Origin of the sequence: Actinoplanes sp. OR16, from assembly GCF_004001265.1 — a bacterium.
Lineage (GTDB): Bacteria > Actinomycetota > Actinomycetes > Mycobacteriales > Micromonosporaceae > Actinoplanes.
Genome location: NZ_AP019371.1, coordinates 6,592,165 through 6,616,433, shown reverse-complemented (window position 1 = coordinate 6,616,433; position 24,269 = coordinate 6,592,165). Strand labels below are relative to the sequence as shown.

Annotated in this window: 21 protein-coding genes; 7 read left to right on the top strand and 14 right to left on the bottom strand. The window is 72.2% G+C overall.

Annotated elements, in window-relative coordinates; translation table 11 throughout:
* Positions 1-65: 65 nt before the first annotated feature.
* Positions 66-1,361 carry a M1 family metallopeptidase gene (locus tag EP757_RS30260; RefSeq protein WP_232050077.1) on the bottom strand — a complete coding sequence of 432 codons (1,296 nt, stop codon included), beginning with the start codon at positions 1,359-1,361 and terminating at the stop codon, positions 66-68.
* The gene (locus EP757_RS30255; protein ID WP_127551781.1) at positions 1,358-5,212 is read right to left on the bottom strand and encodes a Pls/PosA family non-ribosomal peptide synthetase; all 3,855 of its coding nucleotides are present in this window, start codon (positions 5,210-5,212) and stop codon (positions 1,358-1,360) included. Before EP757_RS30255 ends, EP757_RS30260 begins: the two co-directional genes overlap by 4 nt.
* Positions 5,213-5,385: 173 nt before the next feature.
* On the opposite strand from EP757_RS30255, the gene EP757_RS30250 reads away from it, so the two are divergent.
* A complete protein-coding gene (locus EP757_RS30250; protein WP_232050076.1) occupies positions 5,386-6,384 on the top strand; it encodes a magnesium and cobalt transport protein CorA in 999 nt (332 codons plus the stop codon).
* A 16-nt stretch (positions 6,385-6,400) separates the two neighbouring features.
* Here the strand turns inward: EP757_RS30250 and pdxY are convergent, their stop codons facing one another.
* On the bottom strand, positions 6,401-7,252 hold the full coding sequence (pdxY, locus tag EP757_RS30245; protein WP_127551777.1) for a pyridoxal kinase PdxY: 852 nt from the start codon (positions 7,250-7,252) through the stop codon (positions 6,401-6,403).
* Positions 7,253-7,278: 26 nt separating this feature from the next.
* Positions 7,279-7,842: a DUF1707 domain-containing protein gene (locus EP757_RS30240; protein WP_232050075.1), complete on the bottom strand. Its 564-nt coding sequence runs from the start codon at positions 7,840-7,842 to the stop codon at positions 7,279-7,281.
* Positions 7,843-7,909: 67 nt separating this feature from the next.
* Between EP757_RS30240 and EP757_RS30235 the strand changes: the two genes are divergently transcribed.
* Positions 7,910-10,396, top strand: a complete 2,487-nt coding sequence (locus EP757_RS30235) for an RNA helicase (RefSeq protein ID WP_127551775.1) — start codon at positions 7,910-7,912, stop codon at positions 10,394-10,396.
* Between the two features lie 764 nt (positions 10,397-11,160).
* Positions 11,161-11,364, top strand: coding sequence for a hypothetical protein (locus EP757_RS30225; RefSeq protein WP_127551773.1), 204 nt, complete (start codon positions 11,161-11,163; stop codon positions 11,362-11,364).
* Here the strand turns inward: EP757_RS30225 and EP757_RS30220 are convergent.
* The 3 genes from EP757_RS30220 to EP757_RS30210 all read right to left on the bottom strand — a co-directional run bounded on the left by EP757_RS30220 (position 11,361) and on the right by EP757_RS30210 (position 13,069).
* Complete coding sequence (locus tag EP757_RS30220; RefSeq protein WP_127551771.1) at positions 11,361-11,870, bottom strand: O-acetyl-ADP-ribose deacetylase; 510 nt, start codon at positions 11,868-11,870, stop codon at positions 11,361-11,363. The genes EP757_RS30225 and EP757_RS30220 overlap by 4 nt on opposite strands.
* An 86-nt stretch (positions 11,871-11,956) precedes the next feature.
* Positions 11,957-12,505, bottom strand: coding sequence for a GNAT family N-acetyltransferase (locus EP757_RS30215; RefSeq protein WP_127551769.1), 549 nt, complete (start codon positions 12,503-12,505; stop codon positions 11,957-11,959).
* A gap of 66 nt (positions 12,506-12,571) precedes the next feature.
* Positions 12,572-13,069, bottom strand: coding sequence for a GNAT family N-acetyltransferase (locus EP757_RS30210; protein ID WP_232050074.1), 498 nt, complete (start codon positions 13,067-13,069; stop codon positions 12,572-12,574).
* A gap of 79 nt (positions 13,070-13,148) precedes the next feature.
* Here EP757_RS30210 and EP757_RS30205 point away from each other — a divergent pair, with 79 nt between their 5' ends.
* Entirely contained in the window at positions 13,149-15,830 is a 2,682-nt protein-coding gene (locus EP757_RS30205; RefSeq protein WP_127551767.1) for an SGNH/GDSL hydrolase family protein, read from the top strand.
* Positions 15,831-15,969: 139 nt separating this feature from the next.
* Here the strand turns inward: EP757_RS30205 and EP757_RS30200 are convergent, their stop codons facing one another.
* From EP757_RS30200 to EP757_RS30185, 4 genes are all read right to left on the bottom strand, one after another.
* Positions 15,970-16,857, bottom strand: coding sequence for an aldo/keto reductase (locus tag EP757_RS30200; RefSeq protein ID WP_232050073.1), 888 nt, complete (start codon positions 16,855-16,857; stop codon positions 15,970-15,972).
* Between the two features lie 5 nt (positions 16,858-16,862).
* Positions 16,863-18,173, bottom strand: a complete 1,311-nt coding sequence (locus EP757_RS30195; protein WP_127551763.1) for an aromatic acid exporter family protein — start codon at positions 18,171-18,173, stop codon at positions 16,863-16,865.
* A gap of 156 nt (positions 18,174-18,329) precedes the next feature.
* A complete protein-coding gene (locus EP757_RS30190; RefSeq protein ID WP_160165921.1) occupies positions 18,330-18,815 on the bottom strand; it encodes an alpha/beta hydrolase in 486 nt (161 codons plus the stop codon).
* Positions 18,816-18,917: 102 nt separating this feature from the next.
* Positions 18,918-19,733, bottom strand: a complete 816-nt coding sequence (locus tag EP757_RS30185) for an SAM-dependent methyltransferase (protein WP_127551759.1) — start codon at positions 19,731-19,733, stop codon at positions 18,918-18,920.
* Between the two features lie 56 nt (positions 19,734-19,789).
* Here EP757_RS30185 and EP757_RS30180 point away from each other — a divergent pair, with 56 nt between their 5' ends.
* Entirely contained in the window at positions 19,790-20,032 is a 243-nt protein-coding gene (locus tag EP757_RS30180; protein ID WP_127551757.1) for a hypothetical protein, read from the top strand.
* Positions 20,033-20,050: 18 nt separating this feature from the next.
* Here EP757_RS30180 and EP757_RS30175 read toward each other — a convergent pair whose 3' ends face one another.
* Both EP757_RS30175 and EP757_RS30170 read right to left on the bottom strand, forming a co-directional pair.
* On the bottom strand, positions 20,051-21,325 hold the full coding sequence (locus tag EP757_RS30175) for a BTAD domain-containing putative transcriptional regulator (RefSeq protein WP_160165920.1): 1,275 nt from the start codon (positions 21,323-21,325) through the stop codon (positions 20,051-20,053).
* A 155-nt stretch (positions 21,326-21,480) separates the two neighbouring features.
* Positions 21,481-21,813 carry a hypothetical protein gene (locus tag EP757_RS30170; protein ID WP_232050072.1) on the bottom strand — a complete coding sequence of 111 codons (333 nt, stop codon included), beginning with the start codon at positions 21,811-21,813 and terminating at the stop codon, positions 21,481-21,483.
* A gap of 84 nt (positions 21,814-21,897) precedes the next feature.
* Between EP757_RS30170 and EP757_RS30165 the strand changes: the two genes are divergently transcribed.
* Positions 21,898-22,473 (top strand): RNA polymerase sigma factor, encoded by a 576-nt coding sequence (locus EP757_RS30165; RefSeq protein WP_127551753.1) that lies wholly within the window; start codon positions 21,898-21,900, stop codon positions 22,471-22,473.
* Between the two features lie 4 nt (positions 22,474-22,477).
* On the top strand, positions 22,478-23,314 hold the full coding sequence (locus EP757_RS30160; RefSeq protein ID WP_127551751.1) for a hypothetical protein: 837 nt from the start codon (positions 22,478-22,480) through the stop codon (positions 23,312-23,314).
* Positions 23,315-23,338: 24 nt separating this feature from the next.
* On the opposite strand, the gene EP757_RS30155 is transcribed toward EP757_RS30160, so the two are convergent.
* Positions 23,339-24,178, bottom strand: a complete 840-nt coding sequence (locus EP757_RS30155; protein WP_127551749.1) for an alpha/beta hydrolase — start codon at positions 24,176-24,178, stop codon at positions 23,339-23,341.
* Between the last annotated feature and the right edge of the window lie 91 nt (positions 24,179-24,269).

Genomic DNA, 24,269 nt, shown 5'->3' with positions numbered 1-24,269 from the left:
GTGGGCTCGAACCTGCTACCCGTCGCCCTCATTCGAGCGCCTCCGCTTCCCGCCCGGCTGAACCGTCAGCCGCGCGGCAGGGGTGGCAGCGCCGGCCGATCGAGCCACGCCGCGAACAACCCGTCCAGCGACCCACTCGCGAACTGCGCCGCGTGCGCCCGGAACTGCGCGTCCGTCACGGTCTGGTGCCGGTACGTCGCCACCCAGGAACGGACGAACGCGAAGAACGCCTCGTCGCCCAGGCGCACCCGCAGCGCGTGCACGGTCAAGCCGCCTCGTTTGTAGACGACCGGGTCGAACATCCGGTCCACGCCGGGGTTCGCGACGATCACGCGGGAGGGCTGGGACGCGGCCCAGGCATGCCACCGGGCCGCGAGGGCGGCTGCGGGGAGGTCGCCGGAGACCTCGGACCACAACCATTCCGCGTACGTCGCAAAGCCCTCGTTCAGCCAGATGTGCCGCCAATCAGCGACCGTCAAGCTGTTGCCGAACCATTGGTGGGCCAGTTCATGCACGACGAGGCGTTCGTGGGTGCGGCGGCCGTCGACGTGGTTGCGGCCGAAGACGGCCATGCCCTGGGCCTCGATGGGGTCGTCCAGGTCGTCGTCGGCGACCACCACCACGTATTCGTGGAACGGGTACGGGCCGAACATCGACGACAGCGACGACATGATCTCGCCGTGCCGGGCGAAGTCGTGGCCGAAGAGCCTGCGCAGCCGGGGCGGGATGGCGGCGCGCTGGACGACCGGGCCGGACGCCGCCAGCGGCACCACGTCGTAGCGGCCCACCTGGACGCTCATCAGGTAGGGCGCGGTCGGCTCGTTGCGCTCGTACACCCAGGTGCTCGCGCCCGCCCCGCGCCGTCGCGAGATCAGGTCGCCGGTGACCACCACCGTGTACGGCGCCGGCGCCGTGACCGAGACCAGGAACGTGGCTTTGCCGTCCGGCCTGTCGTTGCACGGGAACCAGGACGGGGAGCCGTTCGGCTGGCTCGCGACCAGGGCACCGTCGGTCAGCTCGTCCCACCCGATGTCGCCCCACCGGCCCGAGATCGGTGTCGGCTTGCCGGCGTAACGGACCTCCACGGTGAAGGCCGACCCGTACGAGATGGGCCTCTCGGGCTTGATCTTGAGTTTGTGCGGCCGGTGCTCGAAACGCGCGGGACGCCCGTCGACACGGACGTCCCGGACCTGGAAGCGGCCGAGGTCGAGGCTGAACCGGGCCAGCGCCTGGGTGGCCCGGGCCGTGATGACCGCCCGGCCGGCCAGCCGGTTCGACACCACCCGGTAGTCGAGTTCCAGGTCGTAGTGCAGGACGCGGTAGCCGTCGTCGCCGTGGGCGGGTAGGTAGGAGTCCGTCACGTCCAGTTCGCGATCGGGTTGCCGATCCACTTGCTGTCGGCCGGGACCGCGTCGCCGCGGGTCACCAGCGAGCCGGGGCCCACGGTCGTTCGTGCGCCGATGCTGGCGCCGGGCAGCACGATGCCGTGCGGGCCGAGCGTGGCGCCCGCGTCCAGGGTGACCTCGTCCATGGCCATGATTCGATCATGGAACAGGTGAGTCTGCACCACGCACCCCCGGTTGACGGTGGCGCCGTCGCCGAGGCGCACGAGGTCGAACTCGGGCAGCCAGAGCGTCTCCAGCCACACACCGCGGCCGATCTCGGCGCCGAGCGTGCGCATCCAGAAGGTGAGCAGCGGGGTGCCGGTGGCGAAGCGGAACAGCCACGGCGCGGCCAGGACCTCGACGAACGTGTCGGCGAGCTCGTTGCGCCAGACGAACGACGTCCACAGTGCCCGCTCGGTCACCCGGAACCGGCCGACCAGCAGCCACTTCGCGGCGGTGGCGGTGAGCGCCGCGACGGCGCCGGCGGCGAACAGCACCGGACCGGCGGCCAGGGCCGCCGCCCACACCCCGAACTCCTCGCGGACCAGGGCGAGCGCGGCGATGACCAGCACGACCAGCGCGCCGGCCAGCATCACCGGGACGATCCGGCACAGCTCGATCGCGGCCCGGGCCAGCTTGAGCCGCAGCGGCGGCGCGAAGGTACGGCTGGCGTCCGCGGTCTCGACGACGCGGCGCAGCGGCATCGGCGGCGCGCCCAGCCAGGACGAGCCCTTCTTCGCCTTGTGCGGCGCCGACGAGAGCACCCCGACCAGGCCGCGCTTCGGCACCGAGCGGCCGGGCGCCGCCATCCCGGAGTTGCCGAGGAACGCCTGCTTGCCGATCCGGGCCGGGGCGACCCGCATCCAGCCGTGGCCGAGCTCGTAGGTGGCGACCATCGTGTCGTCGGCCAGGAACGCGCCGTCGTCGACGGTCGTCATCTTCGGCAGGGCGAGGACCGTGGACATCTCCACGTTGCGGCCCACCTTGGCGCCGAGCAGCCGCAGCCAGACCGGGGTGAACAGGCTGGCGTACATCGGGAAGAGCGCGACCCGGGCCATCCCCATCAGCCGCTCGGTGGTCCACACCTGCCAGGCCACCCGGCCGTGCACCGCGTGGAAGCCCTCGCGCACGCCGATGCCGAGCAGGCGCACCAGCACCAGTACGACCACGGCGTAGGTGAGGAAGTAGGCGACGGCGGCGCCCGGCACCGCGAGCAGCGCGGCCTCCAGGTCGGCCCGCCCGCCGACCGCCCAGCCGATCAGGGCGAGGGCGGGCAGCAGGGCGACGATCGGGATCAGCCCGAGCAGCTGCGCGGTCGTGCTGTACGCCGCCACCCAGAACCGGGAAGTGCCGGGACGCTTCTCCGGCCAGGCGGCGCCGCCCTTGACCGCAGGGGCCGGCACCGCGGGCGAACCGGCCCAGTGCTGCTGGGCCGGGACCGCGCCGCGGACCGTCGAACCGGCCGCGACCTCGGCGCCCTTGCCGATCCGGGCGCCGGGCATCAGCGTGCTGCGGGAGCCGACCCGGGCGCCGGCGCCGACCCGCACCATGCCCACCCGCACCACGTCGCCGTCCACCCAGTAGCCGGACAGGTCGACCTCGGGCTCGATCGCGGCGCCGCGGCCCAGCTTGAGAAGGCCGGTGACGGGCGGCGCGGAGTGCAGGTCGACGTCGCGGCCGATCCGGGCGCCGAGCGCCTTCGCGTAGGTGATCATCCAGCCGGCGCCGGCGACGCTGGTCGCGCCGGTCAGGTCGGCGAGCCGCTCGGCCGCCCACAGTCGCAGGTGGACGCCGCCGCCGCGCGGGTACTTGCCGGGGCGCACACCGCGCAGCAGCAGCCGGGCGCCGGTGGCGGCCACCGCGATCCGGCCGGGCGGGCTGAACAGCACCAGCCAGCCGGCCGCGATCCACCACCAGGAGAGGTGCGGCGCCCAGGAGACCAGGTTGCTCAGCGCGGCGAGCACGACGAACCAGCGCAGCCCGACCAGCATCAGCATCGGGAGGACGAGCAGCGCCTGTACGAGACCCGCCCGCCGCGGCGTGGGCCGGACGTCGCGCCGGACCGTCTCGCCGGCGACGAGCGCGTCGACGACCGCCGCCATCGCGGACAGCCGCGGGTTCTGGTAGATGTCGGCGACCGCGACCTGCGGATGCTTAAGCCGGATCCAGGCGACCAGCTGGGCCGCTCCCAGGCTGCTGCCGCCGTTGCCGAAGAAGTCGGCCTGCGGTTCTGCCGGGCGTACCCCCAGAATCTCCTCCCAGCCGGCGGCGAGCCACTCCTCGGTGGGCGTGAGGTCGGCCTTCACCTCGACGCCCGCCAGGGGCCAGGGCAGCGCGGCCCGGTCGACCTTGCCGGAGGTCCGGGTCGGGAGTGCGTCCACGACGGCGAGCAGCGGGACCAGCGCGGCCGGGAGCTGCTCGCGGATCCGCAGCGACGCGGCCTCCACGTCGAACGCGCCCTGCGGCACCAGGTAGCCGACCAGCAGCTGGTTGCCGGCGGCGGTCTTCTTCACGGCGGCGGCCGCGCCGGCGACACCGGGCAGCGCCTGCAGCGCGGCGTCGACCTCGCCCAGCTCGATCCGGCGGCCACCGAGCTTGACCTGCTCGTCGCCGCGGCCGAGGAAGAGCAGGCCCTCGGGCTCGGCGCGGACGATGTCGCCGCTGCGGTAGGCCCGTTCCCAGTTCAGCGACGGCAGCGGCGCGAACTTCTCGGCGTCCTTCGCGGCGTCCAGGTAGCGGGCCAGGCCGACACCGCCGATGACCAGCTCGCCGGTCTCCCCCATCGCCACCGGCTCACCTGCGGCGTCCACGACGGCGAGCTCCCAGCCGGCCAGCGGCAGGCCGATCCGGACCGGTCCCGCGCCGGTCATCCGTGCGGCGCAGGCCACCACCGTCGCCTCGGTCGGCCCGTACGTGTTCCACACCTCGCGTCCCTCGACGGCCAGGCGTTCGGCCAGCTCGGGCGGGCACGCCTCGCCACCGAAGATCAGCAGCCGGACGTCCTCGAGGGCCTCGACCGGCCAGAGCGCGGCCAGCGTCGGCACCGTCGAGACCACGGTGATCCGCTGCTCGGCGAGCCACGGTCCCAGGTCGACGCCGCTGCGCACCAGCGAGCGCGCGGCCGGGACCAGGCAGGCGCCGTGCCGCCAGGCCAGCCACATCTCCTCGCAGGAGGCGTCGAAGGCGACCGAGAGCCCGGCCAGCACGCGGTCGTCCGGGCCGAGCGGTTCGGTTCCCTCGTCGACCAGGAACAACTCGGCCTCGGCGTCGACGAACGCGGCGGCGGACCCGTGCGAGACCGCCACCCCCTTCGGGGTGCCGGTGGATCCGGAGGTGAAGATGATCCAGGCGTCGTCGTCCGGTCCGGGCCGTCCGATCCTTCCGTGCGGGGTACGCCGGAGCGACACGGCGAGACCGTCACCCAGAACGGCACAGACGCCCGCCTCGGCGAACACCAGCTCGGCGCGCTCCTCCGGGTCGTCGGCGTCGACCGGCACATAGGCGGCGCCGGCCGCGAGCACACCGAGGATCGCCAGATAGAGGTCGGCCGTGCCGGACGAGATCCGCACACCGACCCGGTCACCGGCGCCGATGCCGTGCCCGGCCAGCGTCGCCCGCAGCGCCTCGACCTCGCCGGCCAGCTCGCGGTAGGTCAGCCGGGTTCCGGCCACGTCGATCCCGCGGGCGTTGCCGTGCTCCTGCACCGTCGCGTCGAAGATGTCGACGAGAGTGCGGCGGATCGGCGCGGAATAGGAGTGGAAGACCGCCTCCGGCTCCAGCTCGACTGCGGGCAGCTCGATGAGACGTAGATCGGTCGTCACGGTCACCTAGCGCGCTCCGCTTCCTCGGGGTCACTGTCGGCCAGAGGCGCACGACAGCGAGCTACCCAGGCGGCGCTCCACGTTACGGCGAGAAGGTTAACGATGACGGCCATATGTCGTAGACGTGTCCACTGACACACCCTCCCGGGTGGTTCGCGAACCGTCGTAAGCTGCGACTCGTGGACCGGCGCGCTGACCATACCGCGATCGTCGGCTGCGATCTCGTCGTGGACGGCGGCGTCACGGAGAGCCCCGGATCGGCGGCCGATCTGCCCCTGCTGCACGAACGGGCCCGCTCGCAGGACGGCGCGTTCGTCTGGCTGTCCCTGCACGAGCCGAGCGCCGCCGCGCTGAACCGGGTGGCCGACGTGTTCGGCCTGCACCCACTGGCGGTCGAGGACGTCCTGCACCGCGAGCAGCGGGTGAAACTCGAGCGGTACGAGGACGTCGTCTTCCTCGTGGTCCGCGCCGCCCGGTACCGCCGGCACGAGCGGATCAGCACCGGTTTCGTGCGTCTCTTCGCCGGTCCGGACTTCGTCATCACCGTCGGGCAGGGGACGGTCATGGACCTGAACTCGCTGCGCGCCGACCCCCGCGCGCCGGCCGGCGGCCCGTGGTCGGTGGTGCACGCGATCCTGGACCGGCTCGTGGACGACTACGTCGACATCGCGGCGGCCATGCAGATCGACCTCGACCGGGCCGAGGCCGCGGTGTTCGCACCCGTCGTCGCGTCCGGTGAGCAGATCTCCGTCGAGCAGATCTACCAGTTGAAGCGCCAGGAGATGCGGTTCAAGGCGGCGGTGCTGCCGCTCCAGCGGCCCCTTGCGGCCCTTGCGGCGTACGACGACCTGCACCCGGAGATGCGGCGCTACTTCAGCGACGTGGCCGACCATCTCACCCTCGCCGCGGAGCAGGTCGCCGGGTTCGACGACGTTCTCAGCGCCCTGCTCCAGGCGAAACTCACCCAGCTGACCGTGGACCAGAACAACGACATGCGCAAGATCGCGTCCTGGGCCGCGATGGCCGCGCTGCCGACCGCGATCGCCGGCGTCTACGGGATGAACTTCGCGCACCTGCCCGGCCTGAGCTGGCACTACGGGTATCCCAGCGTGATGCTGCTGATCCTGGCCAGCGTGGCGGCCCTCTACGTCCTGCTCCGCCGCGCCGGCTGGCTCTGAGCTCGGTTCGTGGCGGTCAGCGCACCTGCTTCGCGCTGAACTGCATCCGCGGCGACGCGTAGAACTCCTGCGCCTGGATCAGCCGCAGCTCGCGCTCGCCGGACCGGTACGTCGTGTCGATCAGGTCGAAGACGCTGGAAGCCGTCCGCTCCAGGGCGAGCGCCGCGTCCTTGGTCGCCACGTAGTGGGCGGTGAACAGGGCCGCCGTGACGTCGCCGGACCCGTTCGCCTTGAACGGCAGGTGCGGGGTGGTGACGATCCAGGCACCGGCCGGGTCGACGACCAGCATCTCGATCGTGCCCTCCTCCCGGTCCGGCCGTTCCACGCTGGTGACCAGCACGGTCGACGGTCCCATCGCGCGAGCGAGGTCGGCCGACGCCAGGGTCGACTCGATGCTCGCCGGCTCGGTGCCGGTCAGGAAGCCCAGCTCGAACTGGTTCGGCGTGATGATGTCGGCGACCGGGACGACCTTGTCGCGCAGCAGCACCGGGATCTCCGGCGCGACGAAGCAGCCGGACTTGGCGTTGCCCATGACCGGGTCGCAGGCGTACACGGCGGCCGGGTTCGCGGCCTTCACCCGGCGCACGGCGTCGATGATGACGTCCGCGATGCCGGCGCCGCCCTGATAGCCGGAGAGCACCGCGTCGATCTGCGGGAACACCCCGCGCTCCTCCACGCCGAGCAGGATCTCGGCGACGTCCGGCGGCGGGATGAGCGGCCCGCGCCACGCGCCGTACCCGGTGTGGTTGGAGAAGTTCACGGTGTAGACCGGGACGACCTCGACGCCGATGCGCTGCAGCGGGAACACCGCCGCGGAGTTGCCGACGTGGCCGTGCGCGACCGCCGACTGGATGGACAAGACCTTCATGCCCCCAGCCTAGTGACCGGCGGGCGTCACTCCGACGGCAGCTCGGGCCGGGCGGAGACGACCTCGACGTTGCTGAACCAGGTCGTGACCCGCACGCGCACCTCCGGCGTGCCCGGCACCCGGGGCACCGCCGCCAGCCGGAACTCCTGGTTGGTGAAGACGCTCGGGCCGGTCAGCTCGACCTCGACGCCCTCCGGGACGATCACCTTGAACTCGCCGAACACGCAGGCGCCGCTGATCTCGATGACGTCCTCGCCGCTGAGCACGTGCCGCAGGTCGAGGTGGGTCGAGCCGAACACGGTCACGGCACGCAGGCCGCGGCCCCGCAGACGCCACCGGCCCCGGCGCTGCGACTGGCTGAACACGGTCACGACCTTGTCGACCGTGGTGGAGGAGCCGACGACCGGGGTGGGTGCGAGGCCGTCGGTGGCGCGGGCCAGCGCCGCCTCGTCCTCGGCCGCCCACACGGCTCCCACCCGTACGCTGAATTCCTCGAGAGTGAGCCGTCCCTCACCGCAAGCGCGCTGGAGGAGCTCGGCCACCCGCTCGCGGTCGCCGTCGGAGATCGGTGAAGGCACAGGAAGCGTCACGCGCGAAACCCTATCGGCTGGTCCCCTGTGCGCGCCGCCCGGCGCGAGCTGACAAACTTGACGGATCATGACGCTGACCGATCGCCTCCCGGGCAATGCCGAACCCGATGCTGTCTTCGATGCCTTCCAGACCTGGGTGGCGGAGCAGGGCCTGACGCTCTACCCGCATCAGGAGGAAGCGCTCATCGAGATCGCCACCGGGGCGAACGTCATCCTGAACACCCCGACCGGCTCCGGGAAGAGCCTGGTCGCGACGGGCGCGCACTTCGCCGCCCTGGCGAGCAACCGCACCACCTTCTACACCGCGCCGATCAAGGCGCTGGTCAGCGAGAAGTTCTTCGCCCTCTGCGCGATCTTCGGGGCGCACAACGTGGGGATGCTGACCGGCGACGCCAGCGTCAACGCGGACGCGCCGATCATCTGCTGCACCGCGGAGATCCTGGCGAACCTGGCGCTGCGCGAGGGCGCGGACGCCGACGTCGGCCAGGTGGTCATGGACGAGTTCCACTTCTACGCCGAGCCGGACCGCGGCTGGGCCTGGCAGGTGCCGCTCATCGAGCTGCCGCAGGCGCAGTTCATCCTGATGTCGGCGACGCTCGGCGACACCACCCGGTTCGTCGACGACCTGAGCAAGCGCACCGGGCGTGCCACCGCGGTGGTCAGCAGCGTCGAGCGTCCCGTTCCGCTGCTCTTCGAGTACGCGATGACGCCGCTGCACGAGACGATCGAGGAACTGCTCAAGACCCGGCAGTCGCCGGTCTACATCGTGCACTTCACGCAGGCCGCGGCGCTGGAGCGCGCACAGTCGCTGATGAGCATCAACATGTGCACCCGCGAGGAGAAGGACAAGATCGCGGCGGCGATCGGCAACTTCCGGTTCACGGCGGGCTTCGGGCGTACGCTCTCCCGTCTCGTGCGGCACGGCATCGGCGTCCACCACGCCGGCATGCTGCCGAAGTACCGCCGCCTCGTCGAGACCCTCGCCCAGGCCGGCCTCCTCAAGGTCATCTGTGGCACCGACACGCTCGGCGTCGGCATCAACGTGCCGATCCGCACCGTGCTCTTCACCGGCCTGTCGAAGTACGACGGCGTGAAGACCCGCCTGCTCAAGGCTCGCGAGTTCCACCAGATCGCGGGCCGGGCCGGCCGCGCCGGGTACGACACCATCGGCACGGTCATCGTCCAGGCGCCGGAGCACGTGATCGACAACGAGCGGGCGCTGGCCAAGGCGGGCGACGACCCGAAGAAGCGCCGCAAGGTGGTCCGCAAGAAGCCGCCGGAGGGGCAGATCGGCTGGGGACGGCCCACGTTCGACCGTCTCGTCGAGGCCGACCCGGAACCCCTGACGTCGTCGTTCCAGGTCTCGCACGCGATGTTGCTGAACGTGATGAACCGGGGCGGTGATCCTTTTGTCGCGTTGAAGCACCTGCTCACCGAGAACCACGAGGAGCGGCCGTCGCAGCGCAAGCTCATCCGCCGGACGGTGGCCATCGCCCGCGCCCTGATCGCCGGCGGTGTCATCGAGCGAACTTCGGAAGGGACATATCGCCTCGTCGAGGATCTGCAGCTCGATTTCGCGCTGAACCAGGCTCTGTCACCCTTCGCCCTGGCATCCCTGGAGCTTCTGGACAAGGAGTCTCCGGAGTACCCGCTCGACGTCGTCAGCGTCATCGAGTCGACCTTGGAGGATCCGCGTCAGGTCGTCTCGGCGCAGCGTCAGAAGGCCCGCGGCGAGGCCGTCAACGCGATGAAGTCCGAGGGCATCGAGTACGAGGAGCGCATGCAACTCCTCGAGGACGTGACCTGGCCGCAGCCGCTCAAGGAGCTGCTCGACGCCGCGTACGAGACGTACCGCCAGGGCCACCCGTGGGTCGCCGACTACGAGCTCAAGCCCAAGTCGGTCGTCCGGGACATGTACGAGCGCGCCATGACGTTCACCGAGTACGTCTCGTTCTACGGCCTCTCCCGCTCCGAGGGCCTCGTCCTGCGCTACCTCGCCGACGCGTACCGCGCCCTGCGCCAGACCGTCCCCGAGGACGCCCGCACCGAAGAGCTGACCGACCTGATCGAGTGGCTCGGCGAGCTCGTCCGCCAGGTCGACTCCAGCCTCCTCGACGAGTGGGCGCGGCTGCAGAACCCGGGCGCCCCCGAGGAAGAGGTCCGGATCGACGACAAGCCGCCCGCGGTCACCCGCAACGTCCGCGCCTTCCGCGTCCTGGTCCGCAACGCCATGTTCCGCCGCGTCGAACTGGCCGCGCTGCGCCGCTGGGACCTGCTCGGCGAGATGGACGCCGAGCACGGCTGGCCGGCCGAACGCTGGCAGAAGGCGATCCAGGAGTACTACGAGGAGTACGACTCGCTGGGCACCGGCCCGGCGGCGCGCGGCCCGTCCTTCCTGCACATCGAGCAGGGCGCTACGGCGTGGACGGTCCGCCAGGTCTTCGAGGACCCGGAGGGCGACCACGACTGGGGCATCGACGCCACCGTCGACCTCGCCGAATCCGACGAGACCGGGACCGCCGCCATCACCGTCACGGCGGTGGGCCCGCACTAACCTGGCCCGCTCGCTGCCGCTGCCGCTGCCGCTGCCGCTGCCGCTGCCCGTGCCCGTGCCCGTGCCCCTGCCCCTGCCCCTGCCCCTGCCCCTGCCCCTGCCCCTGCCCCTGCAGATCTTGAGCGATCCACCACCCCATCGGGTCGCGAATCACTCAAGATCGCCCAAGGGCGGCGGGCTGGCTGACAACTTCCGACGGCCAGATCCGCTCGCCATCACCGCCGCGCCCCTCCTCAGCGGATCTTGAGCGATCCACTACCCCAGCTAGTCGTCAATCGCTCAAGATCGGCCCAGGTGCCCCACGGTGCCGAGGGGCCGAGGGGAGCAACGGTGCCAAGAGGGCGAACGGGGCAAAGGGCCTAGAGGGCGAACGGGACCAAAGGGTCTAGGCAGCGCACGGGCCATTGTCCAAGATGGTCGGCGGTTCACCATCGCTCGTATCCTGGCCCGCGAACGGAACGACGACCGAACACTTCCGGCGATCGCCACGAAGCTCCGGACGCAGCATCCGCCGCCCTCTCCGGCTCCGGCGAATCTTGAGCGATCCACCACTCCATCCGGTCACACATCACTCAAGGTCTGCAAAGGGGGGCCGCGCAGGCCGGTGACTCCCGAACGCTGGACCCGATCCCCAACGCCACCGCCAGCAACACCGCCACAGCCCCTCGCAGCAGATCTTGAGCGATCCACCACCCCATCCAGTCGATAATCGCTCAAGATCTGCCCGAAAGGACCGCGGTGGCCGGCGGCGCTACCATCGCGCCATGGCCCCCGAACGGGACGAAGACCGAGCACTTCTGGCGATCGCCAAGGAGTTCCGGGACGCCGCGTCCGCCGCAGGCCGCTCCGACGTGGTCACCAAGATCGACGAAGCGATCCTGCTGATCGCGGACCCCGTCGAACGCCCGGCGGCCGGCGACGACAAGTCCAGCATCGTGATGCGCATCCTCGACGGCCTGGGCTTCTAGGGCAGCCCTCGATACACCCTCTCCGCGGCCTCCCGCGTAGGCGAGTCGAACAACACGAGCCGGACCACGTCCAGCGACGACTCCCGCAGAACCGTCAGCGCCTGGAGGACGGCATCGTCCTTGGGCCACCGGTACACACCCGACGAGATCAGCGGAAACGCGATCGACCGCGCTCCAAGATCCGAAGCGACCGCCAGCGAGGCGGTGTAGCAACTGCGCAGCAGCGGCGATCGATCCTCGTCCGCGCTGTACACCGGCCCGACGGTGTGGATCACCCATCGCGCCGGAAGCCGCCCCGCCGTCGTGGCCACCGCCTGCCCGACCGGCAATCCCCTGCCGTACCGGCTCGCCCGCAGCGCCCGGCACTCCTCCAAGATCGCCGGCCCGCCCCTGCGATGAATCGCGCCGTCGACCCCGCCACCGCCCAGCAACGACGAGTTCGCCGCATTGACGATCGCATCGACCTGCGACGCGGTGATGTCCCCGGTGACCAGCTCGACGCGCACAGCACCCCTCCCCCGCTACTCCGTGCCAGGACCGGCCCGGCACTACGCGTCGACAGAGTAGACGCCGACATGGTGGAAACACGGCCTCACTGTCGCGCGGGCGGGCGACCCCACTCCTCCGCCGTGATCTCGTACTCCACTTCGCCCTGTTCCGAGCCCGGCAACGGATCGTCGAAGACCGGGTGGAAGGTGCGGACGTAGCGCATGCCGACCGCTCTCATCACCGCCTGCGAGCCCGCGTTGACCGCCATCGTCTGGGCGAAGACGCGACGCAGGCCCACCGTCTCGAAACCGTGCCGCAGCAGCGCTCGGGACGCCTCGCTGGCGATCCCCTTGCGCCACTGACGGCGAGGCAGGCGGTACCCCAGTTCGGCGGATCCGGGATCGGGGCCGGGCGGCAGCATCATCAGCCCGGCGAAGTCACCGTCCAGGAACGCCATCCAATAGCCGAGCCCGTCCACCTGGAGGCCGGCTGCCAGCCGAGCGGCATGCGATTGCGAGACCTCCGAGGGTGTGCGCTTCCGCCCGTACAGAAATCGAAGGACCTCGGGATCGGAATCCAGCTCGATCTCGAGATCCAGGTGCTCGTCGGCGAGCGGATGAAGGGTCAACCGGGGTGTGTGGAGAACAGGCACACCGCAATGATCCAGCGTTCACCCGGCCGTGGCTCGCGCCGACCCCGGCCGTCCCGGCCTGCGGAGTCAGATCGCCTTGGTCAGGAACCGGCAGGGGTCGGCAACGATGTGACGGACCCCTGCCTCGTCGATCCACGGGTAGTGGTCGTCGTAGTCGACGCTGGTCTCCTCATAGCCCAGCCGCTGGTAGAGCGCCGCCGCCCGATCGTTGTCGTGTCCCACGCCGAGCCCGATCCGCTTGATCCCGCGCGCCCCGGCCCGCCCCTCGGCCAGCCGGATCAGCTGCGACCCGATGCCCCGGCACTGCCACCGCTCCAGCACCAGCAGCCCGTTGATCTCCGGGCACCCGGGGAACACCGCCGCGACCGCCGGTTCCCTCGGCCCCTCCCAGAGGATCTCCCCCGACCCCACCGGGATCCCACCCGACCAGGCGATCAGGAACGTGCTGACCCCGTCGGCGTGCCGCCGGTACCGCACCTCGTGGTAACGGTTCGCCCCGGTCGGCGCCACGTCTTCGAGCAGCACGAGATCGGCCTCACCACACTCCCGGAAGTCCACCTCCACGGCATCGACCCTAGCCGCCGCCGGCTGCCCGTCCGGGTGATCTTCGTGGGATCGGGTCCGGTCGGGCGTTGATCAACGTATGAGGAGATTCGGCGCCGCGGTGGCGGCCTGCGCGTTGGTCCTGAGCCCGGCGGCGCCGGTGGCGGCGGCGGCCGGTGGCGCGGTGACGATCGGCTATCCGGCGGACGGGCAGACCGTCGGCGCCGGGCCACTCACGGTGACCGGTTCGGTCGCGCTGGGCGGGGCGCAGGCCCAGGTGGTGTACGCCGTGGACGTCTCCGGGTCGACGGCGTCGGCGCCGGGAGAGGACTGCAGCGGGGACGGCGTCGTCACGGCGGAGCTCGACGACTTCAACCAGGACGAATCGGTCGGCGACACGCTCGACTGCGAGATCTCCGGCGTCGTCTCGCTGACCGCGGCGTTGCGGGCCGTGCCGGGCGCGCAGAACCGGATCACCGTGGGGCTCATCGGGTTCGGTGACGACGCCGTGATGGCCGATCTGGATCCGGGCACCGCGACGACGGCGTTCACCGCCCCCGGAGCCAGCGGCGGAGACAGCAGCGAAGACAGCGGCGGAGACGCCGGCCGCGGGCGCGGCGTCGTGCCGCGGATCACCGCGGTGGCCGGCTCGCTGACCCGGGGCACGATCGGGCGGGAGACACCGCAATATGCCGGCTCAGGAACCGGCTTCCAGCGGCCGCTCGACGTCGCCGCGACGGCGTTCACCACCACCGGACCGCGGTGGATCTTCCTGCTCTCCGACGGGCTGGCGCCGGTCCCGGACACGAGCGCCGTCGTGGCGGCCGGCGTCCGGGTGCGCACGTTCGCCGTCGGCACGGCGGCGACCTGCGCGAAGGGGTCGGCGCTGGCCGTGATCGCGGCGGCCACCGGCGAGGTCTGCGTCCGGGTCGAGGACCCGTCCCGGCTGCGGTCCGGCATCGGTCCCGCCGGGATCCGGGAGGTGACCGTCGAGCGGGACGGGCGGCCGCCGTTCCCGGCCACCGTCGACGGCATCGGCGACTTCGCGGCGCCGGTCGGCACGATCGGCACCGGCGTGCACCGGATCGTCGTGCGGGTGGTGTTCAGCGACGGACGGACGGCCGAGGCGCGGCGCTGGTTCACCGGCCGGTCCGGCACCCGGTACGTCGCGCTCGGTGACTCCTTCTCCGCCGGGGAGGGCCTCGAGCCGTACGACGACCTCCTCTGCCACCGTTCGGCGAAGGCCTGGCCGTCGCAGATCAGGCTGCCGGGCGGCCGGGAACCGGTGGCGTCCGATGTCGTGGCCTGTTCCGGTGCGCGGGTGGTCAATGCCGGCACCCGGCAGATGACGAAGACGTATCACGGCCGGCCTACCGCTATCCCGTTGCAGAACACGAGCCTGGGCACCGACGCCGATCTGGTGACGCTGACGTTCGGCGGCGACGACGTCGGTTTCGCCGAGATCCTGATGCACTGCGCCACGCGATCGCGCTGCATGGACGGCGCGTTCATCGAAGCCGGCGGCAGATCCGTGTCGCTGGACGATTGGACGCGTGTCCGCATCGCGCTGGCGCAGAACGAACTCGGCGGCCTCTATCGGCAGATCCGCTCCCGGGTGCGGCCGGACACGACGATCGTCGCGGCCACCTATCCGCACCCGTTGCGGATCGGCCGGCGGCCGTGCGCCGAGGGCACGCTGATCGCGGAGGACGAACGGCGGTGGATCGCCGGCCGGATCGACGAATTCGACGACGCCATGCTGGAGCGGGCGCCCGGCAGCGGTGTCCTCGTCGCCGACGTGCGCAAGGACTTCGCCGGTCACGCCGTCTGTGACCGGGACAGCTGGATCGGCGGCCTGCGGACCCGGCGGGCGACCGACCTGAGCGGTGACGTGACGGGCGCCGCGTCGTTCCGTCCCGGCGAGGAGGGCGCCCGCCGATACGCCGCGGTCGTCTCCCGGCGGATCGCGGCGAGGCCGGCGGCGCTCCCGGCGTACCGGATGGGGTGGAGGAGCGACGGAGGCGCGAGCGCCGCGGAGAGCGTGGCGAAACCGGGGGCCGCGGCGGTTCGCGCGGCGCAGCGTGCGGAAGGGACGGCCCGGACGGGACCGATTCGCACGGCCGTCTCCCCCGCGCTGCGTGCCGCGACTCGGGGCTCCGCGTTCCCGGCCCCGGTACGAGCGAAGCGCCCGCCCGTCCCGGACGCCCTCCGGAAAGCCGTCGCCGCCACCCGCATCACGCCTGTGGTGGTCGGCGATGCCGCGGCCATGCGTCACCTGAGGTCGTGCGGATCCGATGTGGTCCGCACGGAACACGTGCCGTTCGCCGCGGAGGGTTTCACGGCCCGTTCCGCGGTGACGATCCGGTTGACCGGGGAGAGGGCGAAGGACCGTACGCTCGCCACCGTGACCGCGGACGATCAGGGCCGCGCGACCGGCTGGGTGCGGATGCCACCGGATCTGCCGACCGGCACGATCTCCGGGCTCGAGGTGCGCGGTCCCAACCCGGCGAAGGGAACGACGCTCGGATTCGCGGTGCTGCGTGGTACTGATCGGTCAGCGTGCGTGGCTCACGCACGGAAGGCGGGCCTGCTCGCCGCGACACCGCCGTCACTGGACTCCTCAGCGGCGACGAGACCACCGATGACCGGCGCCGAAGAGCCCGGCGCTCTCCCCCGCACCGGCGACCCCGGCTGGCTGTTCCCCGCCGCCCTCACCGGCATCGCGATGATCGCGCTGGGGTCGCTGCTCGTGACCGCGACGATCCGGAGGCGAGTCCGATGACCGATCCGTCCCCGCAGCTGCCCTCGCTGTCCGCCTGGTTCCGCCCGTCCGTGCTGCTGCTCGTCCTGCTGCTGCTGGCCACGGGCGGATGAGACACGGTCAGGCCCCGCGGACGATCGTCGCCTGCTCGGTCGTCCTGCTAGCTCCACGGGAGGGCGGCCCGGGTCTTCCAGTAGGCCTCCGGCTGTTCGGCGAGCGTGGCGAGCCGGTCCAGGTCCGCGGCGGTGAGGGTGAGGGTGGCGGCGGTCAGGTTCGACGCGAGCTGCTCGACGGTGGCGGCGCCGGACAGGACGACCGCCGCCCAGGGCTGGTGAAGGGCCGCGGCCAGGGCGAGGGTGTCGGAGAGCGAGGCGGCGAGGCGTCCGTTCGCCAGGGCTTCCTTCACGATCACGGTACGTCCGGAAGCGTGCGCTTCGGCCAGCGCCCCGCCGGCACTCGGCTCCAGGAGGTTCCAGGTCGCCTGCACGCTGCGGAACAACGGCTCGCCGTCGACCTCGATCGCACACGCCGCCCGGATCGTGTCGGCCTGACGCGGGCCGCTCGTGGAGATGCCGGCCACCGCGCCCTGGCCCGCCAGCCGCCGGTGCAGATCCTTGTCGGTCAGGGCCGGGCTGTCCGGGGTGACCGAGTGGACCTGGTAGAGGTACAGGGCGTCGCCGAACAGGGCACGGGACTCGGCCAGCTGGCGGTCGAAGGTGGACGGGCTGTGGTCCTTCACCTCGTGGACGTCCGCGGTGATCTGCCAGTTCGCCGTGTAGGTGTAGCCCCACTTGCTGCCCGCGATCGCGCCGTCGTGGCCGGGCAGCCAGCCGGCCAGGAACTCCTCGGCCCGCCCGTACGACCGGGCCACGTCGAAGTAGCGGACGCCCGCCGCCCAGGCCGCATCGAGCAGCTCGTGGGCACGGGACCGCATCGCCTCGATGGTCCGCTCCCTCGGCAGATCGTTCGCCCGGCCGAGGTTGATGTAGCCGGGGCGGCCGACCGCCGCCAGTCCCAGCCCGATGCGCGCGATCCCGTTCAGTTCCACAGTGGTTATCTAACCGCTTTCCTCCAGGCGAGCTTCACCGCGGGCAGCACGTCGGAGACCGCCGGGATGCCGGGGCCCGGCTCCAGCAGGCCCACCGCCAGGGCCGGCGCCGACCGTTCCAGCGAGCCGGCCATCCGGTCGATGTCGGTGATGATCGAGCCGGTCAATACCAGGACACCGGTGTCGTCGACCTCGGTGCGGACCGTGCGCAGGGTCTGCCGGCGCGCCTCCCGCAGGCCGTTCAGCAGCTCGTGCAGGTTGTCCGCGTCGCGGGTGGCGTCCGCGTGCGGGTCGGCGACCAGCGCGGCGTGCGCGTCGAACGCCTCGGCGGCTGCCGTCAGGACCCGGCCGATCTGCTCCGGCACGGCCGAGGAGTGCGGGGTCGCCGCCGCGTCGAACATCGAGCGGGCCACCGAGTTGACCTGGTGGACGCCGTGTTCCAGGGCGCGCAGCGTCTCGTGCATCGGCGTGACCCGGGAGACCGAGGTGGTCAGCGACCAGCGGGCCTGGCGGACCACGTCGTCCACGGCGTTCACGGCGTCCTCGAGGTCGTCGCCCAATTCCCGCGACCGGGCCAGCCACGCCGCGGCCTGATCCCGGGTGTAGCCGTCGGTCAGGCCGGCGCCCAGGTGGCCGAGCAGGCGGGCGATCTCGCCGGAGAGGTGGGCGAGCCGCTGCCGGGCACGTTCCATCGGGGACTCGCCGCCGACCAGCGGCGACAGGATCACGCCGACCAGGATGCCGAGGGCGGTGGCGGCGACCCGCTCCCACACGAACGCCTCGGTGATCACGGCGCTACCGGCCACCAGGATGCCGAGTGAGGTGAGCGGGACCGTGACGGCGCCGTCGCCGAGCCGCAGCAGCCGGCCGGCGGCCAGACCCAGACCGGCGATCGCGGCGATCGACCACGGGCTGAGGCCGAACACACCCCACACGCCGACCGTGAGCGCGATGCCGGCGAGGGTGCCGATCAGGCGCTGGGTGCCCTCCCGTACCGAGGCGAAGGAGCTCATCTGCACCGAGAGCGTCGCGGAGATCGCGGCCGTGACCGACCCGGCCAGCTGCATCGACTCCGCCGCGGTCCACGCGATCCCGGCCGCCGCGCTGGTCACCACGACCGCGCGGGCCGTCGTGGCGTCCATCCGGTTCCGGCATCCGACGGCGAGGCGGCGCATCCGATACGGCAGATGCGGCCTCAACCACGCGTGCAGGTGCCGGGCGGCCGATGCGGCGGCCGGTCGGACCTTGCGGCGCAGGAGGGTGGCGATCCCCGCGCAGAACGCGAGGCTGACGGCGACGACGGTGATGTGGAGCAAGGCGCGGCTTTCTCGTTTTCCTCGTGTGGAGCGGTTGCTGTTCGAAGGCAAAACTATCGCCGCGCGAAGTGCGATTCCGGGTAAAAAGGGCGATTGTGACGGGCGTCGCGCCCGAGCGGGTGATCATCTTCCGTCGTCGTGACGCCCGGCGCCGCCTCAGCTCAGCTCGGACAGCACCGTCCTGAGCGCCGTCGTGATCGCCTCGCGGGATTCGTCGGAGTCGTTCTGGTTGTCGAAGCCGTGGCGGCCGTTCGGCACGTCGATGACGGTCAGGTTCGCCTTCTCCGCCGCCGTCACGAACGCGGTCACGCCCTCGGCGATCAGCGGGTTCTCCCGGCCGACCCGGGTCAGCACGATCGGCAGGTCGCCGGCGCCGCCCACCGCCTCGGCCGGGCGGAACCGCGGGTCGTCCGGCCAGCCGGGGAACGGGGTGACCGCCGGATACGTCAGGGCGATCACCTTCAGCCACTCCGGCACCGCGCGCAGGTAGTCCGCGGCGAACCGTCCGCCACCGGAGAAGTACCACAGGGCGATCCGGTCGCCGTCCACCCGCGGGTCCGAGCGCAGCGTCTCCACCGCCGATGCCACATCATCGAAGGCGGTGGGGTACGAGTCGGGCCCCTGCAGCCGGTGCTCGACCACCGCGCCTCTGGAACAGCGGCCACTCCCGTGGCAGCGGCTCCATGCCCGGCGGCAGCGGACCTCCGCCCGGGGGATCGTGCGCGTGCTGCCGGACGGCCCGCCCTACGGTTTGCGCCCGACCGCCGTCCACACGTTGATGTCGGAACGGGAAGGGATCTCCGCGCCCGCCTCCGGCCGCCACTCGCTGGCGGGCACCACACCGGGCTCGACCAGTTCGAGACCCTCGAAGAGCGAAGCGAACTCCGCCTGCGGCCGCGTCCACACGTCCGACCGGCCCTGCGCGATCAGCTGCTGGTAGAGCGCCTGCTGCTCCGGCGTGCCGAAGTCCGACGTCGCGTGCGTGGCCACCAGATAGCTGCCGGACGGCAGGGCGTCGAGCAGCTGGGACACGATCGGCTTCGCGGCGCCGTGCCCGTGGATGAAGTGCAGGACGGCGATCAGCATCAGCCCGACCGGCTGTTTCAGGTCGAGCGTCTCGGCCAGCACCGGGTCCTCGAGGATCGAGGCGGGATCGTTGAGGTCGGCCTCGATGTACGCGGTCCGCCCCTCCGGGCTGCTGTTGAGCAGGGCCCGGGCGTGCACCATGACGAGCGGGTCGTTGTCGACGTAGACGACGCGGCTCTCCGGCGCGTGACGCTGCGCCACCTCGTGCGTGTTGTCGGCGGTCGGCAGGCCGGTGCCGATGTCGAGGAACTGGCGGATCCCGGCCTCGGCCGTGAGGAAGCACGTGGCCCGCTGCAGGAGCGCCCGATTCGCGAGGGCGCCCAGCCGTACCGCCGGGAAGTGCTTCTGCAGCTCGTCCCCGGAAGCCCGGTCGGCCGCGAAGTTGTCCTTGCCGCCGAGCCAGTAGTTGTAGCGGCGGGCCGGGTGCGCCACGTTCGGGTCGATCCCCTGAGCGGCTGCGCGCGTCTGATCCACAGCGGAACAATAGCGTCCTCGATCAAGTACTTGCACGGCCCTGCACACTGATGTCCATGGGCACGATTCAGGAGCCGGATCCCGACCGGGAGTGGCTCAAGCGCAGCTACACCGACACGACGCCCGCCTCGTTCTCGACCACCTCACGCACCGAGATGATGGGCCGCATCGTCGAGGGCAGCGGCTACACCCGCGGCAAGCGCCTCTTCCTGCGCACCATCGTCTGGATCATCATCGGGTCCTGGGTGGCCGCCGGAATCGCGGCCTTGATTCAAAAAGCCCTTTCCGGTACGCCGTGAGTCGCTGTGGCGGCGGCCTCACCCGCGGAGGCCGCCGGCCCGCAACCCTGGGGTGACCTGCACGGCCACCCCGTCCAGCAGCGGCGACCGGCTGCTGATCAGAAGCGCCGACCCGCCCGTGCCCGGGATGAGCGCCCGCACCTGACCGTCCTCGGCGGCGCCGTCCACGATCACCAGCACCCGGCGCGCGGCGAGCAGTGACCGGTACCGCCCGATCCGCTCGTCCGCCTGCTCCGGAATCTCACCGGCCGGCACCCCGAGCGCCCGCAGCACCCGCCCGGCCAGCGCCGCGGCACTGCTCCGGGTCCCGGCGACCGCGAACACCTGCCCGTCCGGGAACCGCTCGGCGAGCCGATGCCCGGCCCGCGTCACCAGACTCGTCGTGCCGCTCCCGGCCGGCCCGTGCACGACGACGGCGCCGGACCCGATCCCGTCCACGACGGCAGCGGTCGCCTCGTCCACCCCGTCCAGGAACGGCGGGTCCGGCGGCAGCTCCCGCGGGACCTCCACGGCCGCCGCCCGTCCCCGGCGCACCGACTGGCGCGCCCACGGATCCAGCCGGGGGGCCCGGTCCAGCATCGCCGCGTGCAGGTCGGCCAGCTCACGGCCGGGATCGACGCCGAGCTGGGACCGCAGCTCCGACTGCGCCTGCCGGTAAGCGGACAGCGCCGCGGCCAGATCACCGGTCCGGTACAGCGCCAGCATCAGCTGCGCCCACGCCCGTTCCCGCAGCGGATGGCCGGCGAGATGGTCGCGCAGCGGCGGCACGAGCTCCCCGGCGTACCCCAGATCGAGCCGCGCGTCGATGAGGTCCTCCAGCACCCGCTGGCGGTCCGCCTCCAAGCCGGCGAGCAGTGCGTCCAGCCCGGCGCCGGCCGGCAGTCCCGACCCGGCGGGCCCTCGCCAGAGACGCAGCGCCGCGGCCAGCTCCGGTTCGGCCCGGGTCGCCTCCCCGGCGGCCAGAGCAGCCCGTCCCCGGTCCGCGAGCTGCTGGAACTCGGTCACGTCCAGCTCATGCGGGGCGAGGACCAGCTGATAGGCGCCGAGCCGCGAGACGAGCCGGTCGCCGACCGTGCGCCGCAGCGCCGCCACGTGGTTGCGGATGTTCGCGACCGCCGACGCCGGTGGCTCGCCGGCCCAGAGCAGATCGGTGAGCCGGTTCAGTGTCACCGGCCGGTCGGCGTGCAGGGCCAGCGCGGCGAGCACGGCCCGCCGTTTCGCCGGTCCCGGATCGACCGGACCGTCCTCTCCCCGTAACTCCACCGGCCCGAGCAGACGGACCATGATGGACATTGACTCCCCCTTGAATCGGCCCCCCAGGTTAGGAAGCCGGGCAGGAGAGATCAACGCGAAGCGGAAGAATCGCGTAGTGAGCATTATCAACCGCAAAAAGCCCGTTCCGGTGTAACAGCTGAGCCGTCGCGATCGCTGAGCCGTTCCCGGAGACGTCAGCCCCGCGCCGCCCGGTCCCGCATCGACCGCGCGTGGTCGTCCCCGTCGGGTCCGAAGCTCAGCAGGTCGCCGGCCGCGTCCCGGAGCAGCGCCACGTCGCCCGGGCGTTGCAGCACGGCCAGCCGGAACGCGAGGTTGCGCGCCCACACCGGCAAGCCCATCCAGTCCTCGTCGCGGACGGCCGCCAGCATCGCGACGATCTCCTCGGCCGGCGCGAACGTGACCACCTCGACGTACGCCCGGGCCAGCTCGCCGCGGGCTTCGGCGCTCCGCGTCCCGGCGTCGCCGGCGAGTTCCCGTGCGAGGCGCAGCAGTTCGGAGTCGGGCACGACCGCAGACTAGGACGGCCGCGCATATCTCGCATACATCCGGCGGCTGGTAGCGTGCTGCCGGTTCATCGAGGGGGACCGTACGTGCCGAAGGACGACGAGCTCGCCGCCGCGCTGGTCGCCGCCCGCGACGGCGACGAGCGGGGGTTCGCCGTGCTGTGGCGGGCGCTGAACCCGGCGGTGCTGCGGTACCTCCAGGTCATCGCCGGCGACGCGGCCGAGGACGTGGCGTCGGAGACCTGGCTGCAGGCGGCCCGCGACCTGGACGGCTTCTCCGGTGACCCGGCCGCGTTCCGCGCCTGGCTGTTCCACATCGCCCGGCACCGCGGCATCGACGAGCAGCGGCGCGCCGGCCGCCGCCGCGAGGAACCCGCAGCGACCGTCGACGACGGCGCGGCCGGCCTGGACGCCGCCGCCGAAGTCCTCGAAGGCGCGGAGACGGCCTGGGCGCTCGACCGGGTGGCCCAGCTCCCCGCCGACCAGGCCGAGGCCGTGATGCTGCGGGTGGTGGCCGGCCTGGACGTGGCGGCGACCGCCCGGATCCTCGGCAAACGCCGCGGCGCCGTCCGCATCGCCACCATGCGGGGCCTGCGCCGGCTGGCCGCCGACCCGCAGGTCCGCGTCCGCGCCAGCGACCACCTGCGCCGTGAGAGGGTGTGACCAGATGCCCCTGCCCTCCTGGTGGCCCGCCCGCCTCCGGCGGTCCCACCTCCTGTGGTGGCCCCACCGCCGCGACCTGGCCGCCGCCGACCGCGTGGCCGACGGCACCCGCCCCGCCGACCCGGCCCTGCACCACGTCCTCGACGCCCTGCGAGCCCCCGCCACCCCCGCCGAACACGCGGCCGAACAGCAGATGATCGCCGCCCTCGCCGCCGAACGCCGCCGAGCCCCCGCCCGCGAACACCCCGGCTCCCGGAGGAAGGCATCGCGGCGGACGATCGTCGTGGCGGTGGCAGCGGCACTGGCTCTCCTGACCGGCAGTGGCACCGCCGTGGCCGCGCGCGGCGGCAACCTTCCCGCCGGGGTCCAGCAGCAGGCGCACCGGCTCTTCTCCGGTCTGGGGGTGCCGGCGCCGGCTTCTCCGCCGTCCGGCCCGGAACCCGGCTCCGCAGAGCCCGACTCACCGCGGCCCGACCGCACGCCCACCCCCGGCGACGCCGGCGGCCCCCCGCAGGCCGGCCCGGACGCGACCACCGACGGAAGCGCCGGCACGGCGACCGCCCCCGGCGCGGCGATGAGCGCCGGGACGAGCACGCAACCGGAATCGAGCGCCGCGACGACGACCGGGAAGGCGGATCCGAGCGCCTCGGTGAACGCGACGACGAAGGCCGCCTGGTGCGCCGCCTGGCAGACCGCCGAAGACGGAGGCCACCCGATGAACGGCCGGGACCGCCGCGACCTGATCGCCGCGGCCGGCGGCAGGGAGAACGTGGCCGCCTACTGCGGATCAGCCACCACCGAACCCGAGGAGACCAGCAAGACCAAGAAGCCGAAGGACTGACCTACATCCCGATTCTCACTCTTCTCACGAGGTGAGGTGGCGGTGCAGGAAACCGGCGGCGGCGTCGGCGGCCCGGGTGACCCAGGGCTCGGCGTCGTAGAGGTCGATGTGCTGCGCCGCGTCCAGCCAGACCAGCTGCTTCGGCCCCGGGGCCTGGTCGTGGGCGGCCTGGGCCAGCTCGGGTGAGCAGTAGTCGTCGGTGCGGCCGTGCACGATCATCAGCGGGACGCCGGTCAGCAGCGGCGCGGCGCCGAGCGCGTCCAGGGTCATCAGCGAGTGCAGCGATCCGTGGGTGACCCGGTTCTCCCAGTTCGGCGCCGCGCCGCGCTTCGTGCCGTAATAGGCGAACGGCTCGTCGCCGCCCATCGCCCCGCCCGGGCCGACCGCCGGCAGCTCGTCGTCGTAGCGGTCGATGAAGGTGCGCAGCGCCTGCCGGTAACCGCTCGCGTCGCCCGCGCTGAAGCGTGCCGGGCTGTTGTACGCCCCGGCGATCCCGACGACCGCCCGCAGCCGCGGATCGGTGGCCGCGGCGCGCACCGCGTAGCCGCCGCCGAGGCAGACGCCGACGATCCCGATCCGATCCGTGTGCTCCCGCAGCACACCCACCGCCGCCCGCAGATCGGACAGCTTGCCCTGACTGTCCTCGTGCGCCCGCCGGCCACCGCTCTCCCCGAACCCGCGGTGATCGAACGCGAGCGTGGTGAACCCGCGCTCGTGCAGCAGCGCGGCGTAGACGCCGGTCACCTGCTCCTTCACGCCGGTGAACGGGCCGGTCAGCACCACGGCCGGCGCGCCCGGTCCGGCCACGGCCAGGTTCCCGACCAGGGTGATGCCATCGGCTTCGTACGTGACGCGCTCGCCCATTCCCAGATCCCCTCCGACGACTATCGTGGGGCCGACACTAGGTCGCACACGCGGCGTACCGATAGAAGGCACTTCGAAGTGCCCTTGCGGA